Source organism: Delftia sp. NA_296.1, assembly GCF_052692095.1.
Map to the genome: position 1 here is coordinate 1 of NZ_JBQZGF010000009.1, position 26,658 is coordinate 26,658.

23 protein-coding genes are annotated in these 26,658 nt (G+C 68.1%); 12 read left to right on the plus strand and 11 right to left on the minus strand.

Annotation, left to right across the window (positions count from 1 at the left end):
- Both ACUTR7_RS21095 and ACUTR7_RS21100 read left to right on the plus strand, forming a co-directional pair.
- The coding region (locus tag ACUTR7_RS21095; protein ID WP_445609754.1) for an RHS repeat-associated core domain-containing protein at window positions 1-635 on the plus strand (635 nt) is incomplete at its 5' end.
- 321 nt (window positions 636-956) lie between these two features.
- Entirely contained in the window at window positions 957-1,799 is an 843-nt protein-coding gene (locus tag ACUTR7_RS21100) for a DUF4034 domain-containing protein (RefSeq protein WP_445609755.1), read from the plus strand.
- Between the two features lie 68 nt (window positions 1,800-1,867).
- On the opposite strand, the gene ACUTR7_RS21105 is transcribed toward ACUTR7_RS21100, so the two are convergent.
- Window positions 1,868-3,196, minus strand: a complete 1,329-nt coding sequence (locus ACUTR7_RS21105) for a sulfatase family protein (RefSeq protein WP_445609756.1) — start codon at window positions 3,194-3,196, stop codon at window positions 1,868-1,870.
- A gap of 85 nt (window positions 3,197-3,281) precedes the next feature.
- Window positions 3,282-4,259 carry a tripartite tricarboxylate transporter substrate binding protein gene (locus ACUTR7_RS21110; RefSeq protein WP_445609757.1) on the minus strand — a complete coding sequence of 326 codons (978 nt, stop codon included), beginning with the start codon at window positions 4,257-4,259 and terminating at the stop codon, window positions 3,282-3,284.
- A 102-nt stretch (window positions 4,260-4,361) separates the two neighbouring features.
- Between ACUTR7_RS21110 and ACUTR7_RS21115 the strand changes: the two genes are divergently transcribed.
- The gene (locus tag ACUTR7_RS21115; RefSeq protein ID WP_445609758.1) at window positions 4,362-4,877 is read left to right on the plus strand and encodes a MarR family winged helix-turn-helix transcriptional regulator; all 516 of its coding nucleotides are present in this window, start codon (window positions 4,362-4,364) and stop codon (window positions 4,875-4,877) included.
- A 21-nt stretch (window positions 4,878-4,898) separates the two neighbouring features.
- On the opposite strand, the gene aldA is transcribed toward ACUTR7_RS21115, so the two are convergent.
- Genes aldA through ACUTR7_RS21135 form a run of 4 tightly spaced genes read right to left on the minus strand, consistent with a single transcriptional unit; the run spans window position 4,899 to window position 9,682 of the window.
- Entirely contained in the window at window positions 4,899-6,332 is a 1,434-nt protein-coding gene (aldA, locus tag ACUTR7_RS21120) for an aldehyde dehydrogenase (protein ID WP_445609759.1), read from the minus strand.
- Between the two features lie 16 nt (window positions 6,333-6,348).
- Entirely contained in the window at window positions 6,349-7,158 is an 810-nt protein-coding gene (locus ACUTR7_RS21125) for an HpcH/HpaI aldolase family protein (protein WP_445609760.1), read from the minus strand.
- 11 nt (window positions 7,159-7,169) lie between these two features.
- The gene (gene rhmD / locus ACUTR7_RS21130; protein ID WP_013800167.1) at window positions 7,170-8,357 is read right to left on the minus strand and encodes an L-rhamnonate dehydratase; all 1,188 of its coding nucleotides are present in this window, start codon (window positions 8,355-8,357) and stop codon (window positions 7,170-7,172) included.
- 29 nt (window positions 8,358-8,386) lie between these two features.
- Window positions 8,387-9,682, minus strand: a complete 1,296-nt coding sequence (locus ACUTR7_RS21135) for an MFS transporter (RefSeq protein ID WP_013800166.1) — start codon at window positions 9,680-9,682, stop codon at window positions 8,387-8,389.
- Between the two features lie 250 nt (window positions 9,683-9,932).
- Here ACUTR7_RS21135 and ACUTR7_RS21140 point away from each other — a divergent pair, with 250 nt between their 5' ends.
- Window positions 9,933-10,907, plus strand: coding sequence for a LysR family transcriptional regulator (locus tag ACUTR7_RS21140; protein WP_123695053.1), 975 nt, complete (start codon window positions 9,933-9,935; stop codon window positions 10,905-10,907).
- On the opposite strand, the gene ACUTR7_RS21145 is transcribed toward ACUTR7_RS21140, so the two are convergent.
- Window positions 10,895-12,301 carry an aminotransferase-like domain-containing protein gene (locus ACUTR7_RS21145; RefSeq protein ID WP_445609761.1) on the minus strand — a complete coding sequence of 469 codons (1,407 nt, stop codon included), beginning with the start codon at window positions 12,299-12,301 and terminating at the stop codon, window positions 10,895-10,897. The genes ACUTR7_RS21140 and ACUTR7_RS21145 overlap by 13 nt on opposite strands.
- A 118-nt stretch (window positions 12,302-12,419) precedes the next feature.
- Here ACUTR7_RS21145 and ACUTR7_RS21150 point away from each other — a divergent pair, with 118 nt between their 5' ends.
- From ACUTR7_RS21150 to ACUTR7_RS21175, 6 genes are all read left to right on the plus strand, one after another.
- Complete coding sequence (locus ACUTR7_RS21150) at window positions 12,420-13,709, plus strand: hydroxymethylglutaryl-CoA reductase, degradative (protein ID WP_445609762.1); 1,290 nt, start codon at window positions 12,420-12,422, stop codon at window positions 13,707-13,709.
- A 41-nt stretch (window positions 13,710-13,750) separates the two neighbouring features.
- Complete coding sequence (locus tag ACUTR7_RS21155) at window positions 13,751-14,176, plus strand: hypothetical protein (RefSeq protein WP_445609763.1); 426 nt, start codon at window positions 13,751-13,753, stop codon at window positions 14,174-14,176.
- Between the two features lies 1 nt (window position 14,177).
- Window positions 14,178-15,560, plus strand: coding sequence for a tripartite tricarboxylate transporter permease (locus tag ACUTR7_RS21160; protein ID WP_013800161.1), 1,383 nt, complete (start codon window positions 14,178-14,180; stop codon window positions 15,558-15,560).
- A gap of 166 nt (window positions 15,561-15,726) precedes the next feature.
- On the plus strand, window positions 15,727-17,376 hold the full coding sequence (locus tag ACUTR7_RS21165; protein WP_445609764.1) for a YifB family Mg chelatase-like AAA ATPase: 1,650 nt from the start codon (window positions 15,727-15,729) through the stop codon (window positions 17,374-17,376).
- Between the two features lie 170 nt (window positions 17,377-17,546).
- Complete coding sequence (locus ACUTR7_RS21170; protein ID WP_088166555.1) at window positions 17,547-17,846, plus strand: helix-turn-helix domain-containing protein; 300 nt, start codon at window positions 17,547-17,549, stop codon at window positions 17,844-17,846.
- Window positions 17,847-17,853: 7 nt separating this feature from the next.
- Window positions 17,854-19,209, plus strand: coding sequence for a HipA domain-containing protein (locus ACUTR7_RS21175; RefSeq protein ID WP_445609765.1), 1,356 nt, complete (start codon window positions 17,854-17,856; stop codon window positions 19,207-19,209).
- A gap of 3 nt (window positions 19,210-19,212) precedes the next feature.
- On the opposite strand, the gene ACUTR7_RS21180 is transcribed toward ACUTR7_RS21175, so the two are convergent.
- A complete protein-coding gene (locus ACUTR7_RS21180) occupies window positions 19,213-20,136 on the minus strand; it encodes a LysR family transcriptional regulator (RefSeq protein WP_315530402.1) in 924 nt (307 codons plus the stop codon).
- 102 nt (window positions 20,137-20,238) lie between these two features.
- Here ACUTR7_RS21180 and ACUTR7_RS21185 point away from each other — a divergent pair, with 102 nt between their 5' ends.
- Window positions 20,239-21,441, plus strand: a complete 1,203-nt coding sequence (locus ACUTR7_RS21185; protein WP_016448656.1) for a YbfB/YjiJ family MFS transporter — start codon at window positions 20,239-20,241, stop codon at window positions 21,439-21,441.
- Between the two features lie 34 nt (window positions 21,442-21,475).
- Entirely contained in the window at window positions 21,476-22,549 is a 1,074-nt protein-coding gene (locus tag ACUTR7_RS21190; protein WP_445609766.1) for an NAD(P)H-dependent flavin oxidoreductase, read from the plus strand.
- Window positions 22,550-22,562: 13 nt separating this feature from the next.
- On the opposite strand, the gene metC is transcribed toward ACUTR7_RS21190, so the two are convergent.
- The 3 genes from metC to ACUTR7_RS21205 form a co-directional block, all read right to left on the minus strand.
- Complete coding sequence (gene metC / locus ACUTR7_RS21195) at window positions 22,563-23,780, minus strand: cystathionine beta-lyase (RefSeq protein ID WP_445609767.1); 1,218 nt, start codon at window positions 23,778-23,780, stop codon at window positions 22,563-22,565.
- Window positions 23,780-24,778 (minus strand): Bug family tripartite tricarboxylate transporter substrate binding protein, encoded by a 999-nt coding sequence (locus ACUTR7_RS21200; protein WP_065345443.1) that lies wholly within the window; start codon window positions 24,776-24,778, stop codon window positions 23,780-23,782. The genes metC and ACUTR7_RS21200 overlap by 1 nt, the downstream gene beginning before the upstream one ends.
- Before the next feature lie 191 nt (window positions 24,779-24,969).
- Window positions 24,970-26,541, minus strand: a complete 1,572-nt coding sequence (locus ACUTR7_RS21205) for a rhodanese-like domain-containing protein (protein ID WP_445609768.1) — start codon at window positions 26,539-26,541, stop codon at window positions 24,970-24,972.
- Between the last annotated feature and the right edge of the window lie 117 nt (window positions 26,542-26,658).

The window sequence follows — 26,658 nt, forward strand, 5'->3', positions numbered from 1 at the left end:
GGCATCGGTATTACGATCCGGTGGTGGGGAGTTATATCAATCAGGATCCGATTGGGTTAGCGGGCGGAAGCAATAAATCTATTTATGTGGAAAGCAGACCTTTAAGATTTTTCGACCCAGTGGGTCTGGTTCGCTGGAGTGATGTGGGATCAAATACTCTAGGAGTACTGGGATCTGGTGCAGGGATGTTTTTAGGTGCCGCTCTATTCGCGTTTCCCAGTGGGGTGTCTCAGGTGTTAGGTGCTGCAGTATTTTCAAAATCTGTATACGGATTTGGGACAAGTACTTATGGATTAACTCGTGCGTTCAGTGATGACGCCAGCTATGATATCCCCAGCAAGTATCAAACCCTACCAAGAGCAGTTGCAACCAGTCTTAGCTGCAGCAAGAATGCAGAGCGCTACGCAGATGCTGCTGAACTGGCCTTGGATCTTGCCGCCGGAAAAGCTCCCGCCGGTTTTAAGCCAAATCCCAGTGGCTACTTAAGAAACCCTGTTGGCTATCCGCCAATGGACAGCAGTCACTTTACATCTCCGGCCAACTATTCAAACATGTCTTCAAAAGACTTAAATCTGCTTTCTGACATTCTCCAAGGATCGCAAACAATTCAATACGGGTTAGAGGCCACAAAATGAGAATATTTGCAATTATATTTTACATAGTTTTATCAATTTTTGTTGCTTACAATCTATGCAGCCAAAAATACAAGATTATTGGCAATATATTTCAAATTGCAGTGGTCATGTCATTTACTTATGAGCATGGGTACAAGATATTCTTCAAGAACAACAAGAAAATAATATTTTATACGACATATTTACTCCCATTGATAATAATTATTCTTCTGCAAATCCATATCGCATTTGATTTGAAAAATATTTTTAATTAACCATAAATTACTTCAATACTTAACTTAAATGAAAATTACATCAAACTACTACATTTTGAAGAAAGACATGATCACCCAAGCCTTGACCGGCATCCTGTCTCTCTCCGCAGCCACTGCCACCTACGCCGCGCAGTGCCCGCTGATTCCCGATGGCAATGCCACTCTGGAAGAGTCCGAGAGAGCTGCACTGCTCAGCGAGTTCAAGTTCGAGGCGCTGGACAAGGAACTGGCCCGCAGGCACAAGAAGAATCTTTCTTCCTCGGGCGGGGACTTGTTGACCATGCGGGATCTGCTGGGAATGCAGCAACTGAGCCTGCAGGAAGAGAACGTGATGCGCATGTGGGCGGATCAGCAGCCCAAGTCGTTCTTTGCCCAGCTCAATGCGGGCCTCTATTACGGCAACAAGGCATTTGGCGCCCGCGGCAACGCGCCGGCTTCCAGTGTGACGGGCAGCCAGTGGAACAGTGTCAAGCAGCTCAGCGCGAAGGCCCAGCCGTATCTGCAAAAGGCCATGGCGCTGGATGCCCGCTCGGCCTTGCCGCAGACGATGCTGATTGGATTGGCCGCGATGGAAAACCAGGTGGGTGGGCGTACTGCGGCGCAGTGGCTGCAGGCGGCAGATCAGGCCGATCCCAAGAACCTGGCGGCCCGCGTCAATGCCCTCAATTACCTGAGCCCGCGCTGGGGCGGGTCCTTGGAGGGCCTGGACCAAATGGTGTCACAGGCCGTGAAGTCGCTGCCATCGGCCAGCGCCGGCTATCTCCAATACAACCTGGTGCTTGCCAAGGCCAGCCATTACGAAGTCGTCGAGAAGGACAAGAGCAAGGCCCAGGCCCTCTACAAACAGGCCAAGGACATGTGCGACAACTCGGAGGCCGCACGGGCGGGCATGGTCAGGACGTACCAGTAATCAGGAAACAAGGCAGGCCCAAAGGCCTGCCTTGTTTTATCGCCCACAGCCTGCGGGCACACACACCCTCAAAACGTCGCCGAAGGCAGATCCTGCCGGCTGAACACCAGCGACACCTTGGCTTCTTCCGGAATGGGCGGCAGTGAAGCATCCCATTGCTGCCAGGCCTGGCGCAGTTCAGCCAGGCGCTGGGGCTCGCGGTCGCGCAGGTTGGCGCGTTCGCGCGGGTCCTGGGCGACGTTGAAGAGGTATTCCACGCCTTCGATCTGCAGGTATTTCCAGTCACCGCGCACCAGGGCGCGCTGGGCGCGGTGCTTCATGCGCCAGCACAGGTCGCGCTCGGGGTTCCAGGTGCCGTCTTCCATGAGGGGCAGCAGGCTGATGCCGTCCAGCGGGTAGTCGGCGTGGCCGTGCACGCCGGCGGCGGCCAGGAAGGTGGCGGACCAGTCCATGGTGAGATTGGGCGTATCGCTGACGATGCCCGCCGGCATGCGCTCGGGCCAGCGCGCCACCAGGGGCACGCGGATGCCGCCTTCGAGCAGGTCCATCTTCTGGCCGATGAAGGGCCAGTTGTTGGAGAAGCGTTCGCCGCCGTTGTCGCTGGTGAAGACGATGAGCGTGTTCTCGGCCATGCCCTTTTTCTCGAGCGCGTCCAGCACCCAGCCAATGCCTTCGTCCATGTGGTGGATCATGCGCTGGTAGGTCTCGATGGTGCCTCCGTCGGTGTGCTTGCCGAAGCCGCCGATGCGCCGCGACTCCTCCAGGTCGTCGCGCGTGAGCCAGGGCCAGTGCGGGGCGCTGTAGTGCAGGGACAGGTAGAAGGGCTTGTCGGCCGTCTGGCGCTCGACGAAGTCCACGGCGCGGCGGCTCAGCAGGTCGGTGAGGTAGCCCTCTTCCTCATGCGGCTCCTCGTTGATCCAGAAGTCGGGGCGGCCGCGCGGGTCGCAGTGGGCGAAGTAGTCGGCGCCGCCTGCATGGAAACCGTAGAACTCTTCATAGCCCGACATGCGCGGGCCGAAATGCGGCGGGTAGCCCAGGTGCCATTTGCCGACCAGGGCGGTGGCGTAGCCGGCGTCGCGCAGCAGCGAGGCCACGGTGGGATGGTCGGGCGGCAGGCCCAGCACCTTGTCGCCGTGGACGCTGGCGATCGGCTCCTCGGCCGCGCCGCGCAGGCGGTACTGCCAGCGGCCCGTGGCCAGGGCAAAGCGCGTGGGCGAGCACACGGCCGAGTTGGAATAGCCACGCGTGAAGCGCATGCCCTGCGCGGCCATGGCGTCCAGGCGGGGCGAGACATCGGTGGCGCGGCTGTGCGCATCGCGCGCACCCGTGCAGCCGAGGTCGGCATAGCCGAGGTCATCGGCCAGGATGAAGATCAGATTGGGGCGCTGGGTTGCCATGGGAGCCAGAAGACAGTGGATGCGTTGGGAAAGGGAGTATCGCCAAAACGGCGGTGCCTCAGGGCCACAGGCCCTAGTGGCGGCTTCAGTCGTTGGTCAGGTGGATGCGCTTGACCAGGGCGGCCCACTGCGCGGACTGTCCCTTGGCGCGCGCCTGGGCCTCGGCCACGGTGGAGCCGACCATCTCGATGTCCAGGGCCTTGGCGCGTTCCTTTTGCTCGGGCGCGCGGATGGCCTCGTTCATGGCATCGACAAAGCGCTTTTGCACGGCGGGCGGCACGCCCTTGGGCGCGGCCAGCAGGATCCAGAAGGTGCCGTCGAACTCGGGAAAGCCCGATTCGGCAATGGTCGGCAGCTCGGGCGCCAGCGCCGAGCGCGTCTTGCCCGAGGTGGCCAGGGCGATCAGCTTGCCGCTCTGGACCTGGGGGAAGACCGTGGGGCCGGCCAGGAAGCCGCAGTCCACCTGGCCGCCCAGCAGGTCCTGCATGGCCGGCGCGGGGCCCTTGTAGGGCACATGGACCATCTTGGCGCCCGAGGTAGCCAGCAGCGATTCCATGACCAGGTGGCCCGGCGAGCCCGCGCCGCCCGAGGCATAGGTCAGCTCGCGCGTCTTGCTGGCGGCCACCATGTCCTTGACGGACTTGAAGCGCGTGCCCGGGCCGCAGACCAGGGTCTGCGAGAAGCGCGCGGCCACGACCAGGGTTTCCAGCGCGTCGGCCTTGTAGCCCATGTTCTTGTAGACATGGGGGTTGACGGTGAGCACGGGGTCCATGGCCCACAGCCAGGTGTAGCCATCGGGCGCGGAGCGCGCGACCTCGGCCGCGCCGATGTTGCCGTTGGCGCCCGGCTTGTTGTCCACCACCACGGCCTGGCCCAGCGCCGCCTGCATGGCGGCGGCCACGGGGCGCAGCGAGATGTCGGACGGGCCGGCCGGCGGATTGGGCACGACGATGCGGATGGGCCTGGCCTTGGGCCATTCCTGGGCCAGGGCGGGCGCCGCGCACAGCACGGCGGCGGTCAGGGCCACGGCGGCACGCGCCAGGGCTGCGAGGGGGCTGGGCATACTTGTCTCCTTGTCGTTGTCTTGCGGCCAATGTACGCAGGCCGCAGACAATGCATCTAATCCATCATCCCTAGCGTAAACCCGAAACCGGCCCGCGAGCCCATGACCGACCTCCACCGCTGGCGCCACCCCGCCGTGCTCGACGACATGTTCCTCTACCACCTGGCGCGGCTGCAGGCGGTGGCCGGCAGCCGTGTGGTGCGCCTGTGCGAGGGCCGCTACGGCATTACGCGGCGCGAGTGGCGCATGGTCTGCCTGCTGGCCGAGGCCGGGCAGCTGCAGCCCTCGCAGCTGGCCGAGCAGGCGCAGCTGGACCGCACGCGCACCTCGCGCGCGGTCACGGCGCTGCTGGCCAAGGGGCTGTTGTGGAAAGAGAGCCAGGTGGGCGATGCGCGCCGCGCGCTGCTACGCCTGAGCGACACGGGCCGCGCCCTGCATGCCGAGCTGTTCCCGCAGGTGCAGGCCATCAACCGCGAGCTCATGGACGCCGTGCCCGAGCCCGAGCTGCAGGCCATGGCCAGCGCCTTTGCCCGCATCCGCACGCGGGCGCGGGAGCTGGAGGCCAGCAGCCCGCCGCCCAAGGCGCCGCGCAACCGCAAGAAACCGGCAGCGCCCTGACGCCAAGGTCCAGAAGGTCAATCACCCCTGCAGATACACCACATGCGTGTGCGTGTACTCGTACAGGCCGTGCTTGCCGTCGGCCCCGCCCACGCCGGACTTGCGCACGCCCGCGTGGAAGCCCTGCATGGCCTCGAAGTTCTCGCGGTTGATGTAGGTCTCGCCGAAGTCGATCTCGCGCATGGCCTGCATGGCCTTGGACAGGTCGCGCGTGTAAAGCGACGAGGTCAGCCCGTATTCGCAGTCGTTGGCCAGGGCGATGGCCTCGTCCAGGTCCTCCACCACCTGGATGGGCAGCACGGGGCCGAAGATTTCCTTGCGCATGATCTCCATGCCGGCATGGCAGCCGGCCAGCACCGTGGGCTGGAAGTGAAAGCCCGCACCCAGGTCTGCGGCCTGCCCGCCCGTGACCAGTTGCGCGCCGTCGGCGATGGCCTGGCGCACCTTGGCCTGCACGCTGTCCAGGCCCTTCTGGTTGATCAGCGGGCCCATTTCCACGTCGGGCCGCGCAATCGGGTCGCCATAGCGCGTGGCGGCCATGGCCTGGGCGATGCGGGCCGTGAACTCGTCGGCCACCTGGCGCTGCACGTAGACGCGTTCGGCGCAGTTGCAGACCTGGCCGGTGTTGATGATGCGCGAGTCGCGGATGGCGCGCACGGCCAGGTCCAGGTCGGCATCGGCCAGCACGATGGCCGGGGCCTTGCCGCCCAGCTCCAGGTTGAGCTTGGTGATGTGGGGCGCGGCGGCAGCGGCGATGCGCTCGCCCGTGGCCACGCTGCCCGTGAAGCTGACCATGTCCACGCCCGCATGGCCGGCCAGCGCAGCGCCCGTGCCACCCTGGCCATAGACCACGTTGAACACGCCGGCCGGCAGCTCGCACTGGGCCAGCAGCTCGGTGAAGGCATGGCAGTTGATGGGCGTTTCCTCGCTGGGCTTGATGACGATGGTGTTGCCCGTGAGCAGGGCCGGCGCCATCTTGCGGGCGATCAGGAAGAAGGGAAAGTTCCAGGGCAGGATGCCCGCGACCACGCCCAGCGGCTTGCGCAGCAAAAAGATCTGCTCGTTGGCCCGGTCGCTGGTGATGACCTCGCCCTCGATGCGGCGCGCCCATTCGGCCATGTAGTCCAGGTAGTCGGCGGTGAAGTTCACCTCCACCTCGGCCAGGCCCAGGACCTTGCCCTGCTCCTCGGTGATGGTGCGCGCAATGCGCGCGGCGTTGTCGCGGATGCGGGCCGCCACGCGGCGCAGGTACTGCGCGCGCTCCACGGCCGGGCGGCGCGCCCAGGCCCTGTGGGCGCCACGCGCGGCGGCGATGGCGCGGTCCACATCGGCCTGGCTGGACAAGGGCGAGCGCGCCAGCACCGCGCCCGTGGCGGGGTTGGTCACCTCATGCAGTTCGGCGCTGTCGGTGAAGCTGCCGGCGATGAAATTGCGCAGCACGGGAAGGGATGCCATGGAGTTCTCCTTGGGTTCAGTAGGTGCGGGATGCAGGGGCCGCCTGGTCCGTGGCTTGCGTGGCGCGATAGCGCCCCAGGTTGGCCAGCGCGGCCTGGCGCAGCAGGCTGATGTCGATGCCCACGGCGATGAAGCCGCAGCCCCAGTCCGCATAGCGGCGCGCATCTTCCTCGCGCGGCGCGAGGATGCCGCAGGCCTTGCCGGCGGCCAGCGTGGCCTCGACGGTGCGGCGTATGGCGTCCTGCACCTCGCCCTGGCCGGCGTCGCCCGCATGGCCCATGCCCGTGGACAGGTCGGCGGGGCCGATGAAGACGGCGTCCACACCCTCGACGGCCGCAATCTCGGCGGCGTTGGCCACGCCCCGGGGCGATTCGATCTGCACGATCAGGCACAGCTGTTCATGCGCCGTGCGGATGTAGTCGGGCACGGCATCCCAGCGCGTGGCCCGCGTCAGGCCGCCGCCCACGCCGCGCACGCCGTGGGGCGGGTAGCGCATGGCGCGCACCAGTTCGCGCGCCTGTTCGGCCGTCTCCACCATGGGCACCATCAGCGTCTGCACGCCCACGTCCAGCAGTTGCTTGATGAGCACGGTGTCGCCCTGCACGGCGCGCACCACCGGGTGCGTGGCGTAGGGCGCCACGGCCTGCAGCTGGCCCAGCAGCGTGGGCACGGTGTTGGGGGCATGCTCGCCATCGACCAGCATCCAGTCGTAGCCCGTGGTGGCGATGATCTCGGCCGCGTAGGGCGTGGCAAGGCCGGCCCAGATGCCGTACAGCGGCTCGGCGCTCCGCAGCGCGGCCTTGAAGGGGTTGGCAGGCAGTTGCATGGCGGGCTCCTTCAGTGCGTGTACGGGCGGTGCAAGGCGCACTCGGGATTGAGCTCCACGCCGAAGCCAGGCCTGTCCAGCGCCGACAGGCGCATGCGGCCGTTGACGGGCACGGGCTCGCCCAGCAGTTGCGGATGGAACATGGGCACGACCTCGTCGGCCTTGGGGGCCATCATCAGGAACTCGGCAAACGGGCTGTTGTGGCGCGTGGCCACGAAGTGATAGCTGTAGACGCTGGAGCCATGCGGGATGACCAGGGCCTGGTGGGCATCGGCCAGGGCCGAGATCTTGAGCAGCTCGGTGATACCGCCGCACCAGCCCACGTCGGGCTGGATGATGTCGCAGCAGCCCATCTCCAGCAGCTGGCGAAAGCCCCAGCGCGTGGCCTCGTGCTCGCCCGTGGTCACCAGCATGCCGGTGGGCACGTTCCTGCGCAGGGCCGCGTAGCCCCAGTAGTCGTCGGGCGGCAGGGCCTCCTCGATCCACTTGAGGCCATGGGCCTGCGCACCCTGGGCCAGGCGCGTGGCGTAGTTCACGTCCAGGCTCATCCAGCAATCCAGCATGAGCCAGAAGTCCGGGCCCACGCGCTCGCGCATGGTGGCCAGCTCCTGCAGGTTGCGGCGCAGCCCTTCCTCGCCCTCGGCCGGGCCGTGGTGCAGCGGCATCTTGCCGCCGATGAAGCCCATCTTCTGCGCCAGGTCGGGCCGCGCGCCCGTGGCGTAGAACTGCAGCTCGTCGCGCACGGCGCCGCCCAGCAGCTGGTGCACGGGCTCGCCGCGCACCTTGCCCAGCAGGTCCCACAGCGCCAGGTCCACGCCCGAGATGGTGTTGATGACGATGCCCTTGCGGCCGTAGTACAGCGTGGACAGGTACATCTGGTCCCAGATGCGCTCGATGTCGGTGACCCGGGCGCCTTCGAGGAAGCGCGCCAGGTGCTTTTCGACGATGTAGGCCGCAGGCTCGCCGCCCGTGGTCACGGCAAAGCCCACGCGTCCGGCGCTGTCCTCGATCTCCACCACCAGCGTGCCCAGCACGTTGATGCCGAAGCTGCGGCGGCTTTGCCGGTACTCGGGGTACTTGGCCATGGGCGTGGCGATGTGGTCGTCGATCCAGTGGCCGTCGGACTGGTCGTGGTAGTCGGCGCCGCCGCCCTTGAGCGTGAAGGCGCGCACCTGCTTGATGGTGGGGATCTGTGTCATGGGATGGTTCTGCTCCGTGTGCAAGGGGTTCAGGCGGCGGACGGTGCGGCCAGGGCCGGCGCCAGGCGTGCGCGCACGCCCAGCACCAGGGCCGCAGCCAGCAGCGTGGTGCCGGCCAGCAGGTACAGGCCGGCCGCCGGGGAGTGGAAAAAGCCCTCGGCCCAGTTCTTGACGATGGGGGCGATGAAGCCGCCCACGGCGCCGAGGGAGTTGATGAAGGCGATGCCGCCAGCGGCCGCAGCGCCGGCCAGCGTGTTGGCGGGAAAGGTCCAGAACACGGGCTGCACGGCGATGAAACCGGCCGCCGCCAGGCACAGCGCGGCCACACCCAGCAGGGGGCTGGAGAAACTCACCGATGCAGCCATGCCCACGGCAGCCATCACCAGCGTCAGGCTGGCGATGCCGCGCGGCTGGCCTGTTCGCTCGGCATGGCCCGGAATCCACCAGGCGGCCAGCAGCGCGCACAGCCAGGGAATGGCCGAGACCACGCCCACCAGCAGGCCCACCTTGGTGCCCAGCAGGCCTGCCACCTGGCTGGGCAGGTAGAACACCACGCCATAGACGCTGGCCTGGATCAGCAGATAGATCAGCGCCAGGTAGAGCACGCGCGGCTGGCACAGCGCGGCCAGCAGGCTGTGGCCGTGGCTGCCCTTGGCGCGCTCTTCGCTGTCGAGGATGTCCTGCAGCAGCGCCTTGTCCTCGCGGCTGAGCCAGGTGGCGTCGGCGGGGCGGTTGTCCAGGTGGAAATATGCCCAGATGCCCACGGCCACGGCCATCAGCCCTTCCACCGCGAACAGCCACTGCCAGCCGTGCCAGCCGCCCATGCCGTCCAGCTCCAGCAGCAGGCCCGACAGCGGGCTGCCGAAGATGAAGGCCAGCGGCGCGCCGAAGTAGAAAAAACCCATGGCCTGCGCGCGGTGCGCTGCCGGGAACCAGTAGGTCAGATACAGGATGACGCCGGGGAAGAACCCCGCCTCGGCCACGCCCAGCAAAAAGCGCAGCACGTAGAACGTGGTCTGGTCGTGGGCGAACATCATGGCCGCCGACACCAGGCCCCAGGTGACCATGATCCGGCACATCCACATGCGGGCGCCCACGCGGTGCATGATCAGGTTGCTGGGCACTTCCAGCAGCGCATAGCCTGCGAAGAACACGCCCGCGCCAAAGGCGAAGGCGGCATCGCTGATGCCGGTATCGGCCTGGAAGGCCACCTTGGCAAAGCCCACGTTGGCCCGGTCCAGGAAGGCCATGATGTACATGAGCAGAAGAAAGGGCAGCAGGCGCCAGGAGATCCTGGCGAGCAGGGGAGCGGGGAGTTTTTTCATGACGGTCCTGAAGGCGATGGAGAGCCGTCACGCCCGCAAAAATGGGGGCGCTGAAGGCGTGCTTTTTCGGGAAGGCGAGAGGCGGCTGCGGCTTGGTGCCGGTCGCATCAGCGCGTCATGAAACAGGCGATGGGCTGTGCATGTCTTGTCTCCTGGATTGGGTCTGTTTTTTCTTGTCGCAGGGCCAATGTACGGCGCATGATCGATGCTCAACAAATCGAATTTCGGTCACATCCGATACCTTGCGCTTATGCCTGCGAATACGCCTGAATCCGCTCCGCCCGTGCTGCACCGCAGCCTGCTCAACCGCCTGCGCTACAAGCACCTGCACATGCTGGTGGCGCTGGGATCGAGCCTGAACCTGCACCGCGCATCGCTGAGCCTGGCCATGTCCCAGCCTGCGGCCACGCGCATGCTGCGCGAGATCGAGGACATGTTCGGCTGCCAGCTGTTCGAGCGCCTGCCGCGCGGCATGCGGCCCACGGCGCTGGGCGCGCAGCTGGTGCGGTTTGCCGAGGCCTCGCTCAACAGCCTGGACCGCTGCGCCGAAGACCTGGCCGCGCGCCGCCAGGGCGGCTACGGCTACCTGTCCATCGGCACCATCATGGGCGCAGCACCCGACCTGGTGATGACGGCCGTGGCGCGCATGAAGGCGCAAAGCCCGCAGCTGCGCCTGCGCATCATGGGCGACACCAGCGACCAGATCCTTCGCCTGCTGGACCAGCGGCGCATCGACATGGCCATTGCGCGGCGCAGCCCTGCGGCCCACAGCAGCAGCTACAGCTTCGAGGAACTGGGCAACGAGCGGCTGCTGGTCGTCGTGCGCAGCGGCCATCCGCTGACACGCCGGCGCAAGCTGGGCTGGCAAGAGCTTGTCGGCGACTGGCCCTGGATACTGCAGCCGGCCACCAGCCCCGCGCGCATCGCGCTCGACCAGCTGCTGCAGCGCCTGGAGCTGCCCGCGCCCGCTGACATCATCGAATGCAGCTCGGTGTACTCCATGCAGCAACTGGTGCAGCTGACCGACGCCGTGATGCTGCTGTCCGAATCCGCGCTCAAGGACTATCTGCGCATGGGCCTGGTCAGGGCGCTGCCGGTCTGCATCGACGTGCCCATGGCGCCCTTCGGCATCCTCACCCGCACCGACGACGCGCCCACGCAGGAGCAGCAGCGCTTCATCGCGCTGCTGCGCGCGCAGGCCCGGGGGCTGGCTCAGGCGGGTTGAGCCAGCACCTGCCCCATCGCGGCCTGGAACCTCGGATCGAGCATGGCGCTGACGTTGCAGCGCGACCAGCGCGAGACGGCCGAGGGATCGACGTGGAAAACACGGCCCGGCGCCATGCTGAGCTTGCGCGGCACCAGTTGCTCGGCCAGGCGCAGCGAGTCCAGCACACCGGGGAAGGCCACCCACAGGTACAGGCTTTGCGGGCTGCGCGCAAAGACCTCGCAGCCGTTTGCATCGAGCCAGCCCAGCGCCTGGGCCGTGGCCTGGCCCAGCTTGTGGCGCAGGCGCACCAGGTGGCGCTCGTAGTGGCCTTCGCGCAGCATCACGTCCACCATGCGCTCGCAGTACTCGGAGCCGCTGACGTGGATCAGCGCCTTGAGGTCGGCCAGGTCGCTGGCCAGCGCGTCGTTGCAGGCGATGAAGCCCACGCGCAGCGCGGCCGAGAAGGACTTGGAGAAGCTGCCGATGTAGATGGTGCGCTCCAGCTGGTCCAGCGTGGACAGGCGCACGGCCGAGGTGGGCTTGAAGTCGGCCAGCGGATCGTCCTCGACGATGAGCAGGTTGTGGCGCTCGGCCAGCTGCAGCACCTTGTAGGCCTTGGCGGCCGAGATGTCCGAGCCCGTGGGATTGTGGGCCAGCGACTGCGTGAAGAACAGGCGCGGCCGGTGCTGCGCCAGCAGTGATTCGAGCGCGGCCACGTCGGGCCCGTCGGCCAGGCGCGGCACGCCGACCACATGGGCGCCGGCCAGCCTGAGCTTGCCGAACAGCGGGTAGTAGCCGGGCTCGTCCACGAGCACGGTGGCCCCCGGCGGCACGAAGTAGCGGATGACCAGGTCCATGGCTTCGTTGGCGCCGTGGGTCAGCACCAGTTGGCCCGGCGTGGCCTGCAGGCCGAAGTCACCCAGCTTGCGCACCAGGCTGTCGCGCAGCGGCGCATAGCCATAGCGGCTGCCGTAGCGGAACAGCGATCCCAGCCCCGTGCGCACCACCTTCTGGTGGTAGCGGTCCAGCCGCATGTCGGCCAGCCATTCCACGGGCGGAAAGCCGTCGCCCACGCCCACGCAGTCGGGCTGGGTCTTGAGCTGCTCGCGCATCAGCCAGACGATGTCCATGGCCCGACCCAGCTGGCCCGCGTCCTCATCGGTGCGCTGGGCACCGCGCCCCGTGCCCAGCACGTAAAAGCCCGAGCCCCGGCGCGGCTCCACGATGCCGCGCGAGACCAGCAGATCGAAGGCCGAGACCACGGTGTTCTTGGCATAGCGGTGCAGCTGCGCCAGCTCGCGCAGCGAGGGCAGCTTGTCGCCAGGGCGGTACACGCCGTCGGCGATCTGCTGGCCGATCAGGTCGGCCAGCTTCTCGGCAATGGGGGCCGAGCGCCCTCTGGTGTCTGCCATGCGCCCTCCGTTCATGTTGCAGTGCGATGGTACTGTTCCCCGAAACTGTACCTTTTGAAAGCGGTACAGTTTTCCTACAGTCCGGCGACCAGAGTTTTGATTCGAGGAGATGTCTTCCATGGTTGCCGACTCGCGCCTGCCCAATTTCCGTGCCCTCACACCGGCCCAGCGCCGGGATTTCCTGGCCGATGCCTGCGGCCTGTCCGATGCCGAGCGCGCCCTGCTCGCCGCCCCCGGCGCCCTGCCCCTGGCGCTGGCCGACGGCATGATCGAGAACGTGTTCGGCAGCTTCGAGCTGCCGCTGGGCGTGGCCGGCAACTTCCGCGTCAACGGCCGCGACGTGCTGGTGCCCATGGCGGTGGAGGAGCCCTCGGTGGTGGCCGCCGCCTCGTACATGGCCAAGCTGGCGCGCGAGGACGGGGGCTTTCAGACCTCGAGCACGCTGCCGCTGATGCGCGCCCAGGTTCAGGTGCTGGGCGTGACCGATCCGCACGGCGCGCGCCTGGCCGTGCTGCAGGCGCGTGCGCAGATCATCGAGCGCGCCAACAGCCGCGACAAGGTGCTGATCGGCCTGGGCGGCGGCTGCAAGGACATCGAGGTCCACGTCTTCCCCGACACGCCGCGCGGCCCCATGCTGGTGGTCCACCTGATCGTGGACGTGCGCGACGCCATGGGCGCCAACACCGTCAACACCATGGCCGAATCGGTGGCGCCCCTGGTCGAGCAGATCACGGGCGGCAGCGTGCGGCTGCGCATCCTGTCCAACCTGGCCGACCTGCGGCTGGCCCGCGCCCGCGTGCGGCTCACGCCGCAGACCCTGGCCACGCAGGAGCGCAGCGGCGAGGAGATCATCGAAGGCGTGCTGGACGCCTATACCTTCGCGGCCATCGACCCCTACCGCGCGGCCACGCACAACAAGGGAATCATGAACGGCATCGACCCCGTCATCGTCGCCACGGGCAACGACTGGCGCGCGGTCGAGGCCGGCGCCCATGCCTATGCCAGCCGTAGCGGCAGCTACACCTCGCTCACGCGCTGGGAGAAGGACACCGGCGGCGCCCTGGTCGGCAGCATCGAGCTGCCCATGCCGGTCGGCCTGGTCGGCGGCGCCACCAAGACCCATCCGCTGGCACGCCTGGCGCTGAAGATCATGGACCTGCAGTCCGCCCAGCAGCTGGGCGAGATCGCCGCCGCCGTGGGCCTGGCGCAGAACCTGGGCGCCCTGCGCGCCCTGGCCACCGAAGGCATTCAGCGCGGCCACATGGCCCTGCACGCCCGCAACATCGCCCTGGTGGCCGGTGCCACGGGCGACGAGGTCGATGCCGTGGCGCGCCAGCTGGCCGCCGAGCACGACGTGCGCACCGACCGCGCGCTGGAAGTGCTGGCCGCGCTGCGCGCCAGGGCCTGACCAGCGCGCGGCCACACAAACAAAAACCCAAGGAGACACACATGACAAGCAAGGATCCCGCCGACTGGCGGCTGGCCGAGGTCTGGGGCGACACCGTGGACCTGCGCCACCTGGCCTGGGCGATTGCCATCGGCACCGGCATCAGCGTGCTGGGCTTCTACCTGGCCAGCCGCTGGCTGACCACGGTGGTCGAGTCGCGCCAGCTGGCCCACGCCTACGCCATGCTTGCGGGCCTGGCCGGCTGCGTTATCGCCGGCGTGATCTGCGCACGCGCCTTTCCGCCCAAGCGGGAAGTGACCGAGCTGGACACCTCGAACGACCCCGAATGGCGCCGCGAAGTGCTGGAGGAACTGGCGCGCCAGCCCGGAGGCCTGGGCACGGTGCAGGACCTGCCGCCCGCCGTGGTGCAGGAACTCAAGGAGCTCAAGCTCTACGAGTTGTTCGCCGACAAGGCCGGGAGGGCATGAGATGGAAACCCTGCTGACCAATGACATCGCCGTCGCGGCCGCCATGGGACTGATAGGCGCCGTGGTGTTCGCCGCCATCGGCCTGGTCTCCGGAACGGACGAGACCACCACGCTGGCCCCGCTCACCCTGCTGGTGGTGCTGCTGGGCGTGCCGCCTGCCGGCGTGTTCACCTTCTTCCTGGCCGGCGCCGTGGCCAAGCACATGACGCATGCCGTGCCCACGGCGCTGCTGGGCATTCCCGGCGACACGCTGGCCACGCCGCTGCTGCAGGACGCCAACATGCTGCGCAAGCTGGGCGTGCCCCACATCGCGCTGCGCAAGATGGTCTCGGGCGGCATCGTCGCGGCCTTTGTCGCCGTGCCGCTGGCCGTGCTGTTCGCGGTGATGCTGGCGCCCTTCGGCAGCATGATCACAAAGACGGCGCCCTGGATCTTCCTGGCCGCCGCCCTCCTCATCGCCTACTTCTCGGCGGGGCGCTGGGCCTCGGTCATGCTGCTGATTCCGTTCGTGGTGGTCATCATTGCGCTGCAAAGCCTCACCGCCAAATACGAGGTCAAGCTCAGCATCAGCTACTTCCTGGGCATTGCCATCGGGCCGCTGATCGCCGACCTGTTCACCGTGATCTCGCCGGCCGGCCGCCAGCGCATGCTGCGCGACAAGGTGCGCCAGTTCAACCTGGCGCCCGACGTGAAGGGCTGGTCGGGCTACTTCCCCAACCCGCTCAAGGTGCTGGACCGCGTGCAGACGCGCTGGACCCTGGCCACGGCCACCATCTCCAGCGCCACCTTCGTCTTCAGCCCCGTGGCCATGACCGTGGTGCTGGGCGAGCTGGTGGGCTCGCGCATCAAGCATGCCTACCACCGCCTGACCACGGTGCTGAGCGCGCGCAACGGCGTGACCGAGGCCACCTACATCGCCGAGGCGCTGATCCCGCTGATCGCCTTCGGCCTGCCGCTGAGCCCCGTGGCCGCCGGCCCCGCCGCGCCGCTGTTCAACGCGCCGCCGCGCTTCACCGTCGATGCCGCCACGGGCCAGGTGAACAACCTGCACAACCTGCTCAGCCACTGGGAGTTCCTGGGCTACGGCATGCTGGCCGTTCTGCTGGCGGCCCTCGTGTCCTACCCCTTCGCCATGAACTTCGCGCGCAGCGCGGCGCTGTTCGTCTCGCGCCGGGTCAGCCACGAAGCCATCATCGCCACCTTCGTGGGCCTGATCATCGTCATCAGCGTCTGGGAAGGCCAGTTGCTTGGCCTGCTCGTGATCCTGACCATGGGCCTGCTCGGCGGCCTGCTGTCGCGCGGCTTCGGCTTCAACACCGGCGTGCAGTTCATGGGCTACTACACGGCCGTGCTGAGCGTTCCGGCGCTGGTGAAGCTGTTCTGATTTTTGCGCCGCAAGGGTCAGAACATTCTGAGATTTGGGGGCAGCGCCGCACCCGCCGCCCACAAGGTCCAAGGCCGTTGCCATACTGGGTCACCGAGGCCGCCGCACCGCTGGCGGTCTCTTCCTTTGTGTCTGGCTTTGTGTCTGTCGTTCCTGCGAGGTGCCCATGGGTCTGGCCCTGGTTCAAAGTCGTGCGCTGCTGGGGCTGGCCGCCCCGCGTGTCACCGTGGAAGTGCATCTGGCCAACGGCCTGCCGTCGTTCACGCTGGTGGGTCTGGCCGATGTCGAGGTCAAGGAAGCGCGTGAACGCGTGCGCTCGGCACTGCTGAACTGCGGGCTGGAGTTCCCGAGCAACAAACGCATCATCGTCAACCTGGCGCCCGCCGACCTGCCCAAGGATTCGGGGCGCTTCGACCTGCCCATTGCGCTGGGCATTCTCGCGGCCAGCGGCCAGATCAATGGCGATGCGCTGGCCGACTATGAATTCGCGGGCGAGCTGTCGCTGTCGGGCGCCCTGCGGCCCGTGCGCGGCGCGCTGGCCACGGCCCTGGCCCTGCACCGCCAGCAGGACGGCGCCCGCCTGGTCCTGCCGCCGGGCAGCGCGCAGGAGGCGGCCTTCGTGCCATCGGCCCAGGTGTTCTGCGCGCACCACCTGCTGGACGTGGTGCGCCGCTTCATCACACGCTCGGCCAATGCCCTGGTGCAGGCGGAGCAGGACACGGACGGTGCCTGCTGCAGCGACGAAAGCGAGGACACCGGCGAGACCGACGAAACCGACGAAACCGACGCCTTGCCGGCAGCAGGCGACACCCAGACATGCTCCGGCCCGGGCTGGCATGCGGTGCAACCACAGCCCGCTGCCCCAGTGCGCAGCAGCCTGGACCTGGCCGAGGTGCGTGGCCAGGCACAGGCGCGGCGCGCGCTGGAAATTGCGGCGGCCGGAGGCCATGGCCTGCTGCTGGTGGGGCCGCCGGGCTCGGGCAAGTCCATGCTGGCCCAGCGCTTTGCCGACCTGCTTCCGCCCATGAGCGATGACGAGGCGCTGGAGGCCGCCGCCATCGCCAGCCTGGCCGGCCGCTTCACGCCCGAGCGCTGGCGCCAGCGCCCCACGGCCAGTCCGCATCACACGGCCAGTGCCGTGGCCCTGGTCGGAGGAGGCTCGCCACCGCGCCCCGGCGAGATTTCGCAGTCCCATCAGGGAGTACTGTTTCTGGATGAATTTCCCGAGTTCGCGCGCAGTGCGCTGGAGGCGCTGCGGGAGCCGCTGGAGACCGGCCAGATCACCATCGCCAGAGCCGCCCAGCGCTGCGAATTCCCCGCGCGCTTTCAGCTCGTCGCGGCCATGAATCCCTGCCCCTGCGGCCATTGGGGGTCGACGGTGCAGCGCTGCCGCTGCACGCCCGACAAGGTGGCGCGCTACCAGGCGCGCATCAGCGGCCCGCTGCTGGATCGCATCGACCTGCATGTGGAAGTCGGCGCCCTGCCCCCGCAGGAGCTGCTGGCCGCGCGCTCGGGCGAAACCAGCGAGGCCGTGCGCAAGCGCGTGGTCCAGGCCCGCGCGCTGGCCGTGCAGCGCCAGGGCAGCGCCAACCACCAGCTCCAGGGCCAGGCCCTGGACGACCACCTGGGCCTGTCGCCCGAGGCCCTGGCCTTCGCCCACAAGGCCGCCGCACGCCTGGGCTGGTCAGCCCGCAGCACCCACCGCGCGCTCAAGGTGGCGCGCACCATTGCCGACTTGGCCGGCAGCGCGGCAGTGGAGACGGGGCATGTGGCCGAGGCCATGCAGTATCGGAGGGTGTTGCGGTTGCCTTCATGAGGATCTGCATTGGACGCGGTTGCCTGGTTGTCGAACTTATTTCTGATATTCCGAAATTTCCTCCTGAATGAAACGAAGTACTCCTGAATTTCGGAATATTGGAAATTGTTTTGAAAATTCCCGAAGAAATCCTAGAATTTCGGAATATCAGAAATAAGGCCAATCCATCCATGCCGTCTTCCACGCCCATGAACGACCCGCAGCAGGATCGCCCGCAGCCCGGGGCCGTGGTCATCGCTGACCTGTCCGGGCTCGGCGCCCAGATCCGCGCCATGCGCAAGGCCCAGCAACTGCGCATCGATGACACGGCAGCCCTGTGCGGCGTGTCGCTGGATCTGCTCTCCCGTCTGGAGAACGGCAAGGGCGGCGTGGGCTCCGACAAGCTGCTGGCCGTACTCGACGGGCTGGGCCTGGCCATGGTCATCGCGCCCAAGCAGGACGCCCTGATGGCACGACTTCCACGGGCCTGAAGCGCACATGGGCACGCCGCCGTCGCTTTCGCTTTCGCTGTGGAACGATGTCGGCACGCACGTGGCCGATGTGACCCACGACCCGCACAACGATTTCTGGGGGCTGCGGTATGCGCCTGCATGGCTGGAGCAGGAACGGCCTTTCTACCTGGCGCCCTGCTTGCCGCTGGCCGCTCCCGAAGGGGGCTATGACTCGCGCTCCATCCGGCGTTTCATCGAGAACCTGCTGCCCGAAGGCGCGGCGCTGGATGTGGTGGCCAGAAGTCAGGGCATAGGCAAGGGCAACATCTTCGGTCTGATACGCGCCCTCGGCGCCGAGACCACCGGGGCCTTCCGGTTTCAGGCCGACGGCAGCAAGCCCGATCCCCAGGCCGCCAATGCCGCTCGCCCCATATCGACAGCCGAACTCGCCCAACGCATTGCAGACCGAGACACACGCCCTTTCATCGAGTGGGATGGCAAAGTGCGCATGTCGGTGGCCGGCTACCAGGACAAGCTGCCCGTGCACGTGGAAGGCGAGAGCGTGCAGGAAGGCACCATCTTCCTTCCCGACAACGTTCCGTCCACCCACATCCTCAAACCCCAGCCGCGCGACAGCGCGATGCCGCACATGGTGGTGAACGAGCATTTCTGCATGCGCCTGGCAGCGGCCATGCGCTTGCCGGCAGCCGAGGTGCAGATGCTGCACGTGCCACAGCCGGTGCTGGCAGTCAGGCGCTTTGACCGTGTGCGGCAGGCGCCGCAAAGGCGGGTCCTGCGCACCCACATCATCGATGCATGCCAAGCGGGCGATCTGCCCGTCAGCTACAAGTACGAGCACCACATCGGCAGCGTGGGCGATGCCCGGCTATACCGCGACGGCATGAGCTTTCCCCGGCTGTTCGGTCTACTGGAGCACTCGGTGGCGAAGGCTGCGGACAAGCTGGCAATGATCCGATGGGCGCTGTTCCAGATACTGATCGGCAATGGCGACGCACATGGCAAGAACTTCTCCTTCCACGTGCTGCCGCAGGGCCTGGCGACCGCACCCTGGTACGACCTCGTCAGCGTGGCCCAGTATCCCGATGTGTCCCAGGAACTGGCCATGGCCTTCGGCGACTGCTTTGCGCTGGAGGAACTCACACCCTTCGAGTTTGCGCATTTCGCGCACCTGTGTGCGATAGACCGCAGGCTGCTCGCACGTGAAGCCCAGCGCATGGCCAAGGCAGCCCCTGTTGCGGCGGCCAAGGTTCTGCGCGAATCGCCTTACACGCCAGAAGAACACGCCTTCGCCCAGCGCATCGCCGCCTATGCGACCACCCAGGCCCAAAGACTGGTGGACATCGCCCAGAAGGCAGCAGCCTTGCCTTCCGACCTGTTCTGAGCCTCAGGCAGACGCCGCCGGGACTTCCTCCAGGCCAAGGGCTGCCTCGCCCTGCACACCCTCGATCCCCAACACCTCCACGCACGCATGCAGCGCAGGCGACCAACCCTGGCGCGCGGGCACGACGAACCAGGTTTCCACGCGGGCGACTTCCTGGGCGAGTGCTCCGGGAAGGGCCGTGATGTGCACGCCGAAACGGTGCTGCTGGGCCTGAACCACGCTGCGCGGCAGCAGGCCGTAGCCCATGCCGGCGGCCACGCAGCCGAGGATGGCGTCCAGCGATCCCATTTCCATGATGCGTGCGGCCACGCCACGCGCGGCCAGCAGCAGCTCGATGCGCTGGCGGTAGCTGCAGCCCTGGCGGAAGGCCAGGAAGGGCACGGCGCTGAGCTGGGCGGCATCGGGAAAGCGCGGCAGCGCGAAGGCGGTGACCAGCACCAGTTCTTCCTCGAAGACGCGCCAGCCCTGCAGGCGGGACTGGGGCGGCATGCCGGAGACAAAGGCGCAGTCCAGCCGCCCAGCAAGCAGGTCGGCCAGCAGCTCGGCCGTGGTGGCCGTGCGCAGCTCCAGGTCCAGGCCGGGCTGGGCCTGGTGCAGGCGCGCCAGCAGCGGCGGCAGGCGCAGCGCGGCCGTGGTTTCCATGGAGCCTATGCGCAGCGCGCCGGCGGCCCGGGAGCTGCCCTGCAGCAGGGCCAGCGCCTCGTCATGGTCGGCCAGCATGCGCCGCGCGTATTGCTCCAGCAGGCGGCCGGCAGGCGTGGCGTGCACGGGTGCGCTGCGTTCCAGCAGTTGCACGCCGGCCTCGTCCTCGAGCTTTTTCACATGGGCCGTCACGTTGGACTGCACGGTGTGCAGTTGCTGGGCGGCGGCGCCGAAGCTGCCGCTGTCGCAGACGGCCAGGAACATGCGCAGGGACTTCAGTTGCATCGCGGCTCCAGTGACATCCATCTTCAATCGAGATCGACGCCATCATTTTGAATCATTGGACATGATGGGCGGCAGCGCCTAATGTATGCCCATCCTCCCCGCATGGCGCCCACTCCCGTGATCCAACGCAACGAAACTTCCCTGCTGCTGACCGGCTTCATGGCCACGCTCAGCGGCGTCGGCCTGGCGCGCTTTGCCTATACGGCGCTGATGCCGCAGATGGTGCATGCCGGCTGGTTCAGCGGCGAGCAGGTGGCCTATCTGGGCGCGGCCAACCTGCTGGGCTATCTGATCGGCGCGCTGGCCGCCGCGCCGCTGGCCGAACGCCTGGGCGCGCTGCGCGTGCTGCTGTGGTGCTGGGTGGCCCTGGCGCTGAGCTTTGCGGCCTGCGCCTGGCCGCTGCCTATGCCCTGGTTCTTTGCCTGGCGCTGCATCTCGGGCATTGGCGGCGCCATCCTGATGGTGCTGGGCCCCTCCGTGGCCCTGGCGGCCACGCCCCTGCAGCGGCGTGCGGCCCTGGGGCCGCTGATGTTCTGCGGCATAGGTGCCGGCGCCCTGCTGTCGGCCACGCTGATACCGCTGCTGGCGCGCCAGAGCCTGGGAGCCGTCTGGTGGGCGCTGGCGGCGGTCTGCGCCTGGGCCGGCTGGCTGGGCTGGCGCCATGTGCGGCGGCTGCCGGTGCCTGCGCCCATTGCCATCACGCCCCATGCCCGGCCCGTGCCCGCCGCGCCCCTGTGGACGCTGCCCGTGGTGCTGGTGATGCTGGCCTATATGACGGACGCCTTCGGCTTTGTGCCGCACACGGTGTTCTGGGTGGACTACCTGGCGCGCGAGCTGCAGTTGGGCGATGCCTACGCCTCCACGCAGTGGGCCGTGTTCGGCCTGGGCGCCATTGCCGGGCCGCTGGTGGCCTCGCTGTGCGCCACGCGCTTTGGCTGGTGGGGCACGACCACGGGCGCCTATGCGGTCAAGACCCTGGCCATTGCCATGCCGCTGTTCTGGGTGGGATTTGCGGGGCATGCGACCTCGTCCTTTCTGGTGGGCGCCTTGTCGCCGGGCATGGCGGCCATCACCTCGGGCTACCTGATGCAGCTGATCGGCCCCGTGCAGCACAAGCGCATGTGGGGCTATGCGACGGCGGCCTTTGCGCTGATGCAGGCCGTGTCGGGATATTTCATGGCCTGGAGCTATGCGGGCCTGGGCTCGTACCAGCGCCTGTTCGTCATCGGCAGCGTGTCGCTGCTGCTGGGCACGCTCATGATCGCCGCCAGCCGCGCCAGCGCGCGCCGGCAGGCCGCCGCATGAGTGCGCGGATTCGAGACAGGAAACAAGGAGTCGTATGAGCACCGCAAAGACCGCGTGGATGGCCCGACTGGGCATGCGCCATCCCATTATCCAGGCCCCCATGGCCGGCACGTCCACGCCCGCGCTGGCGGCTGCCGTCACCGATGCGGGCGGCCTGGGCTCGCTGGGCATTGGCGCCAGCGGCACGGAGCAGGCGCGCCAGCAGATCGTGCAGACGCGTGCGCTGACCTCGGGCGCCTTCAACGTCAACCTGTTCTGCCACCGGCCGGCCCGGGCCGATGCGCAGCGCGAGGCCGCCTGGCTGGCCCATCTGGCGCCCGAGTTCGCGCGCTTCGGCGCCACGCCGCCCGCCACGCTCAACGAGATCTACGCCACCGCCGTCGACAACGCGGCGCTGCAGGCCATGCTGCTGCAGGAGCGGCCTGCCGTGGTGAGCTTTCATTTCGGGCTGCCTGAGCAGGACTTCATCGACGCGCTGCGCGCGGCCGGCGTCGTGACCCTGGCCAGCGCCACGTCGCTGGACGAGGCACGCCAGGTGGAGCAGGCCGGTGTCGATGCCATCGTGGCCCAGGGCGTGGAGGCCGGGGGACACCGCGGCACGTTCGATCCCGCGCAGGACCGCATGATGGGCACCTTCGCCCTGGTGCGCGTGCTGGCGCGCAACACGGCCCTGCCGGTGATCGCGGCCGGCGGCATCATGGACGGCGAGGGCATTGCGGCCGCGCTGGGCCTGGGCGCCTGTGCGGCGCAGCTGGGCACGGCCTTCATCCTCTGCCCTGAATCGTCCGCCAGCCCGGCCTACCGTGCCGAGCTGCGCAGCGAACGCGCCCACCACACGGGCATCACCGCAGCCATCTCGGGCCGGCCTGCGCGCGGCATGTTCAACCGGCTGCATGCGCTGGGCGCCAGCCATGGCCAGCCCCTGCCCGACTACCCGCGCGTCTACGACGCGGGCAAGGCGCTGCACCAGGCGGCGTCCGCCCAAGGCAGCTCCGACTACGCAGCCCACTGGGCCGGCCAGGGTGCGCCGCTGGCGCGTGAGATGCCGGCCGCTGCGCTGGTGCAGACGCTGGTCGGCGAATTGGCGAGTGCTCAGGCAGGCCGCTAGAGCGTGTTATCCACTAAAGTGCCGCCAGCCCCTGCTCCAGGTCGGCGATGAGGTCGCGCGGCGACTCCAGGCCGATGTGCAGGCGCACCACGGGCCCGCGCGCACTCCAGTCGGTGACGCTGCGCGCCTGCGCCATGTGCGCGGCCGTCGCCAGGCTTTCGTAGCCGCCCCAGGAGGCGCCGATGCCGAAGAGCCGCAGGCCGTCGATGAAGCGGTCCACGGCGGCCTCGGCGGTGCCGGGCTGCAGCTCCAGCGACACCAGGCCGTTCGTGCCCTGGCAGTCGCGCAGCCACAGCGCATGGCCGGGATGCGTGGGCAGCGCGGGGCAGAACACGGTGGCCACGGCCGGGTGCTGCTGCAGCCAGTGCGCCACCTCCAGCGCATGCGCCTCGTGCATCTGCAGCCGTGCGGCCAGCGAGCGCATGCCGCGCAGCACCAGCCAGGCATCGTCGGGGCTGACCGCCATGCCGAAGGCATCGCAGCGCGCGGCCAGCGGCTCCCAGGCGGCCTCGGTGGTGGCCACGGTGCCCATCATCACGTCGGAGTGGCCCGACAGGTACTTGGTGGCTGCCATCACCGAGACATCGGCCCCCAGCGCCAGCGGCCGGTACTGGCAGCCCGATCCCCAGGTGTTGTCGGCCACGACCAGGGCGCCGCGCGCATGGGCCATGGCCGCCAGCGCGGGCAGGTCGCACATCTCGTAGACCAGCGATCCCGGGCATTCGGCATAGACCATGCGGGTGTTGGGACGCATGCGCGCCTGGGCGTCGCTGCCATCGGCCGCGAAGAAGTCGTACTCGATGCCGTAGGGCCGCAGCCATTGCCCGGCCAGGTGGCGCACAGGCTGGTAGGCGCTGTCGGTCAGCAGCACATGGTCGCCGGGGCGCAGGTAGCTGAGCAGGGCCATGCCGATGGCCGCCAGGCCGGTGGGCAGCAGCCGCGTGCGGTGGGCGCCTTCCAGCTCGCTGACGGCGTCTTCCAGCGCAAAGCCGGTGGGCGTGCCGCGCGCGCCGTAGCTGAAGATGCGCTCGCCAGCGCGGCGCTCGCGCATCTCGCGCTGCTGTGCCGTGCTCTCGAACAGCACGGTGCTGGCGCGCACCAGGGGCGGGTTGACGGCCGTGCCGCCCGCATAGGCCGGGCGCTTGCCCGCATGCAGCAGCCGGGTCTGCAGGTCCAGCGCGGGGGCGCCAGGGGCGGATGCGCCAAGCACGGGGGCGTGTTCGGCAGCCATCAGTCGATCTTCGCGCCCGAGAGCTTGACCACGCGCGACCAGCGCTCCATGTCCTGGCGCAACTGGGCGGCAAAGGCCTCGGGCGTATTGGCCACGACTTCGCTGCCGCCATCGACGACCAGCTTGGTCACTTCCGGCAGTTGCAGGGTGCGCACGATGGCGTCGTGCAGATAGGCCACGCGCTCGGGCGGCGTGCCGGCGGGTGCGAAGAAGCCGTACCAGTCCTCGAAGCGCGCATTGCGCAGGCCCAGTTCCTCCAGCGTGGGCACCTTGCCGAACACGCCGATGCGGCGCGGGCTGGTGACGGCCAGCGCACGCACCTGGCCCGCCTGGATCATGCCGGCCACGGACGAGGTGGAGGTGATCAGCACATCGACCTGCTGGCCCAGCAGATCGTTGATGGCCGGCCCCGCGCCCTTGTAGGGCACATGGGTCATGGGCACGCCGTTTTCCTTGGACAGCACCACGCCCACCAGGTGCGACAGCGTGCCGTTGCCGGGCGTGGCATAGGTGACGCGGCCCGGCTCGCCCTTGCTGCGCGCCACCAGGTCGGCAAAGCTCTTGAGGGGCGAGGCCGAGGCGACCACGATGGCCAGCGGCGCCGCGTTGATCTGCGTGATGGGCACGAAGTTCTTGAGCGGATCGAAGCCCGGCGCGCTGTAGAGCGCGGGGTTCACCGCCATCAGCGAGACCTGCCCCGTGAGCACGGTGTAGCCATCGGGCTTGGCCTCGGCCACGGCCTTGGCGCCGATGTTGCCGCCCGCACCGCCCCGGTTTTCCACCACGGAGGGCTGGCCCGTGGCCTCGGTCAGGCGCGTGGTGACCCAGCGTGTGCTGGCGTCGTTGCCGCCGCCCGGCGGGAAGGGCGAGATGAAGCGGATCGGCTGGGCCGGATAGCCATTGCGCGCAGCCAGCGGCTCGGCCGTGGCCTGCGAGAGCATGGCCAGGGCCGCGAGGCTGGCGGCCAGCATCCTGGCCAGGGTGGGGATTGCGAACATGTCTTGTCTCCTGTCGTTATGTGATCTGATTTATGTCGCTCTACGGCAAGTCAGCGATATATGGCGCTGCCTTTGCAACTGACGTGACTTTGGCCAGGGGCACCAAGCAAGGGCCGCCCCCGCAGCGAGGGTGCCGTCCCCCTCCCGCGCAGCGAGAGAGGGGGAAGCGGCGAAGCCGCTCAGGGGGAGCTTCATGCACTCGGCAGGCGGAAGGCGGCCAGTTCCTGCGCGTCCAGTTGGGGCACCAGGCCCGTCTCCCAGGCCAGGTAGCGGCGTGCCGCTTCCTTGTTGCCGTCGTGGCGGTCGTGCACGAAGAACAGGTAGTCGATGCACTCGGCGTCGGTGGGGCTGTCGGGCGTGGCCTCGACGGGCAGGCCGGCCTGCTGCCATGCGGCCAGGCCGCCTTCGAGCAGCAGCGGCGCGGCACCCTGCAGCTCCAGCGCGGCCCATTGCGCCATGCCGGGCTCGTCGGCCACCAGCACGATCTGGCGTGTCTCGCCGGCCAGATCGCTGGCAAGGCACGGGCGGATGGACCAGCGGGCCCCGGCGATGTGGCCTGCGCGGTACTTCATGCCCGCGCGCAGATCGACCACGGCCACCTCGCCCTGGCGCATGCGTTCGTGCAGGGCCTGCGCCGTGATGCCTGCCAGTGCGAGGACCTGGGGCGGCTGGGCCGGTGCCAGGTCCAGGCCGCTTTGCAGGCCGCCCCGCAGCACGCAGGCGTCATGGCCGAGCTGGCGCAGCCAGCTGGCCACCACGGGGGCGCGCACGCCATCGCTGTCGAACAGCACCAGGCGCGCACCGCGCACGCCCACGTACTGGTCGCCGGCCTGCATGAGCTGGCCGCCGGGCGTGTGCTGGGCACCGGGCAGCGAACCGGCCTTGAATTCCTCGGGCGTGCGCACATCGCACAGGAACAGCGTGCGCGCAGCATCCTGGCTCCAGGCGCGCACGGTGTCGGCATCGACCTCGGGCACATCGAAGCGTTCGGCCAGGGCACGGGCCTGTGCTTGCAGCGCGCTGCTGGCCGAGTCGTCGCCATAGCGGTGCGTGCCGCCGTGCTCCAGCGGCAGGTCGGCCAGGTACCAGCCCTGGGTGCCGTTCTCCAGCGCGTAGACGGGGTTGGGAATGCCCAGGTTGATCAAGGTCTGCGCGCCGATGATGGAGCGCGTGCGGCCCGCGCAATTGACCACGATGGGCGTGGCCGCATCGGGCACCAGGCGGCTCACGCGCAGCGCCAGCTCGCCATTGGGGCAGCAGATGGCGCCGGGGATGTTCATCTTGTGGAACTCGGAGACGGGCCGGCCGTCCAGCACCACCAGGGGCAGGCCCGCCGCCTGGCGCGCCGCCAGCTGCTGTGCCGTGATGCGCGGCGTGCCATAGGCGTGCTCGGCCAGTTCGCCAAAGGTCTTGGAGGGCAGGTTCACGCCGGCGAACAGCGTGTAGCCCGCAGCGCTCCAGGCCTTGGCACCGCCTTCGAGCACGGCGACCCGGGTATAGCCCAGGGCCTCCAGGCGGTGCGCGGCGCGCTCGGCCACGCCCGCGCTGGCATCGCCCTCGCCACCGTCGTAGGTGACGACGCGTACCTGCCTGCGCGGCACCAGGCGGGGCACATCCAGCTCCAGCCGGCTGTAGGGCAGGGGCGTGGCGTAGAACAGGTGCGACTCGCCGTACTGGCCGTGCTCGCGCACGTCGAGCAGCGCGATCTCATGGCCATCGTGCAGCCAGGATTTGAGGGTGTGGGCGTCAATGGATGCGGTCATTGCATGCGGTCCGGGAAAAAGATCGGCAAGGAATTTCGGGCAAAGCCCTGCCACGCGCGCCCCGTGGGGCGCGCTGCGGCATGGACAGTGAAAAGGCAGGAAGCGGGAGGTAGCGGC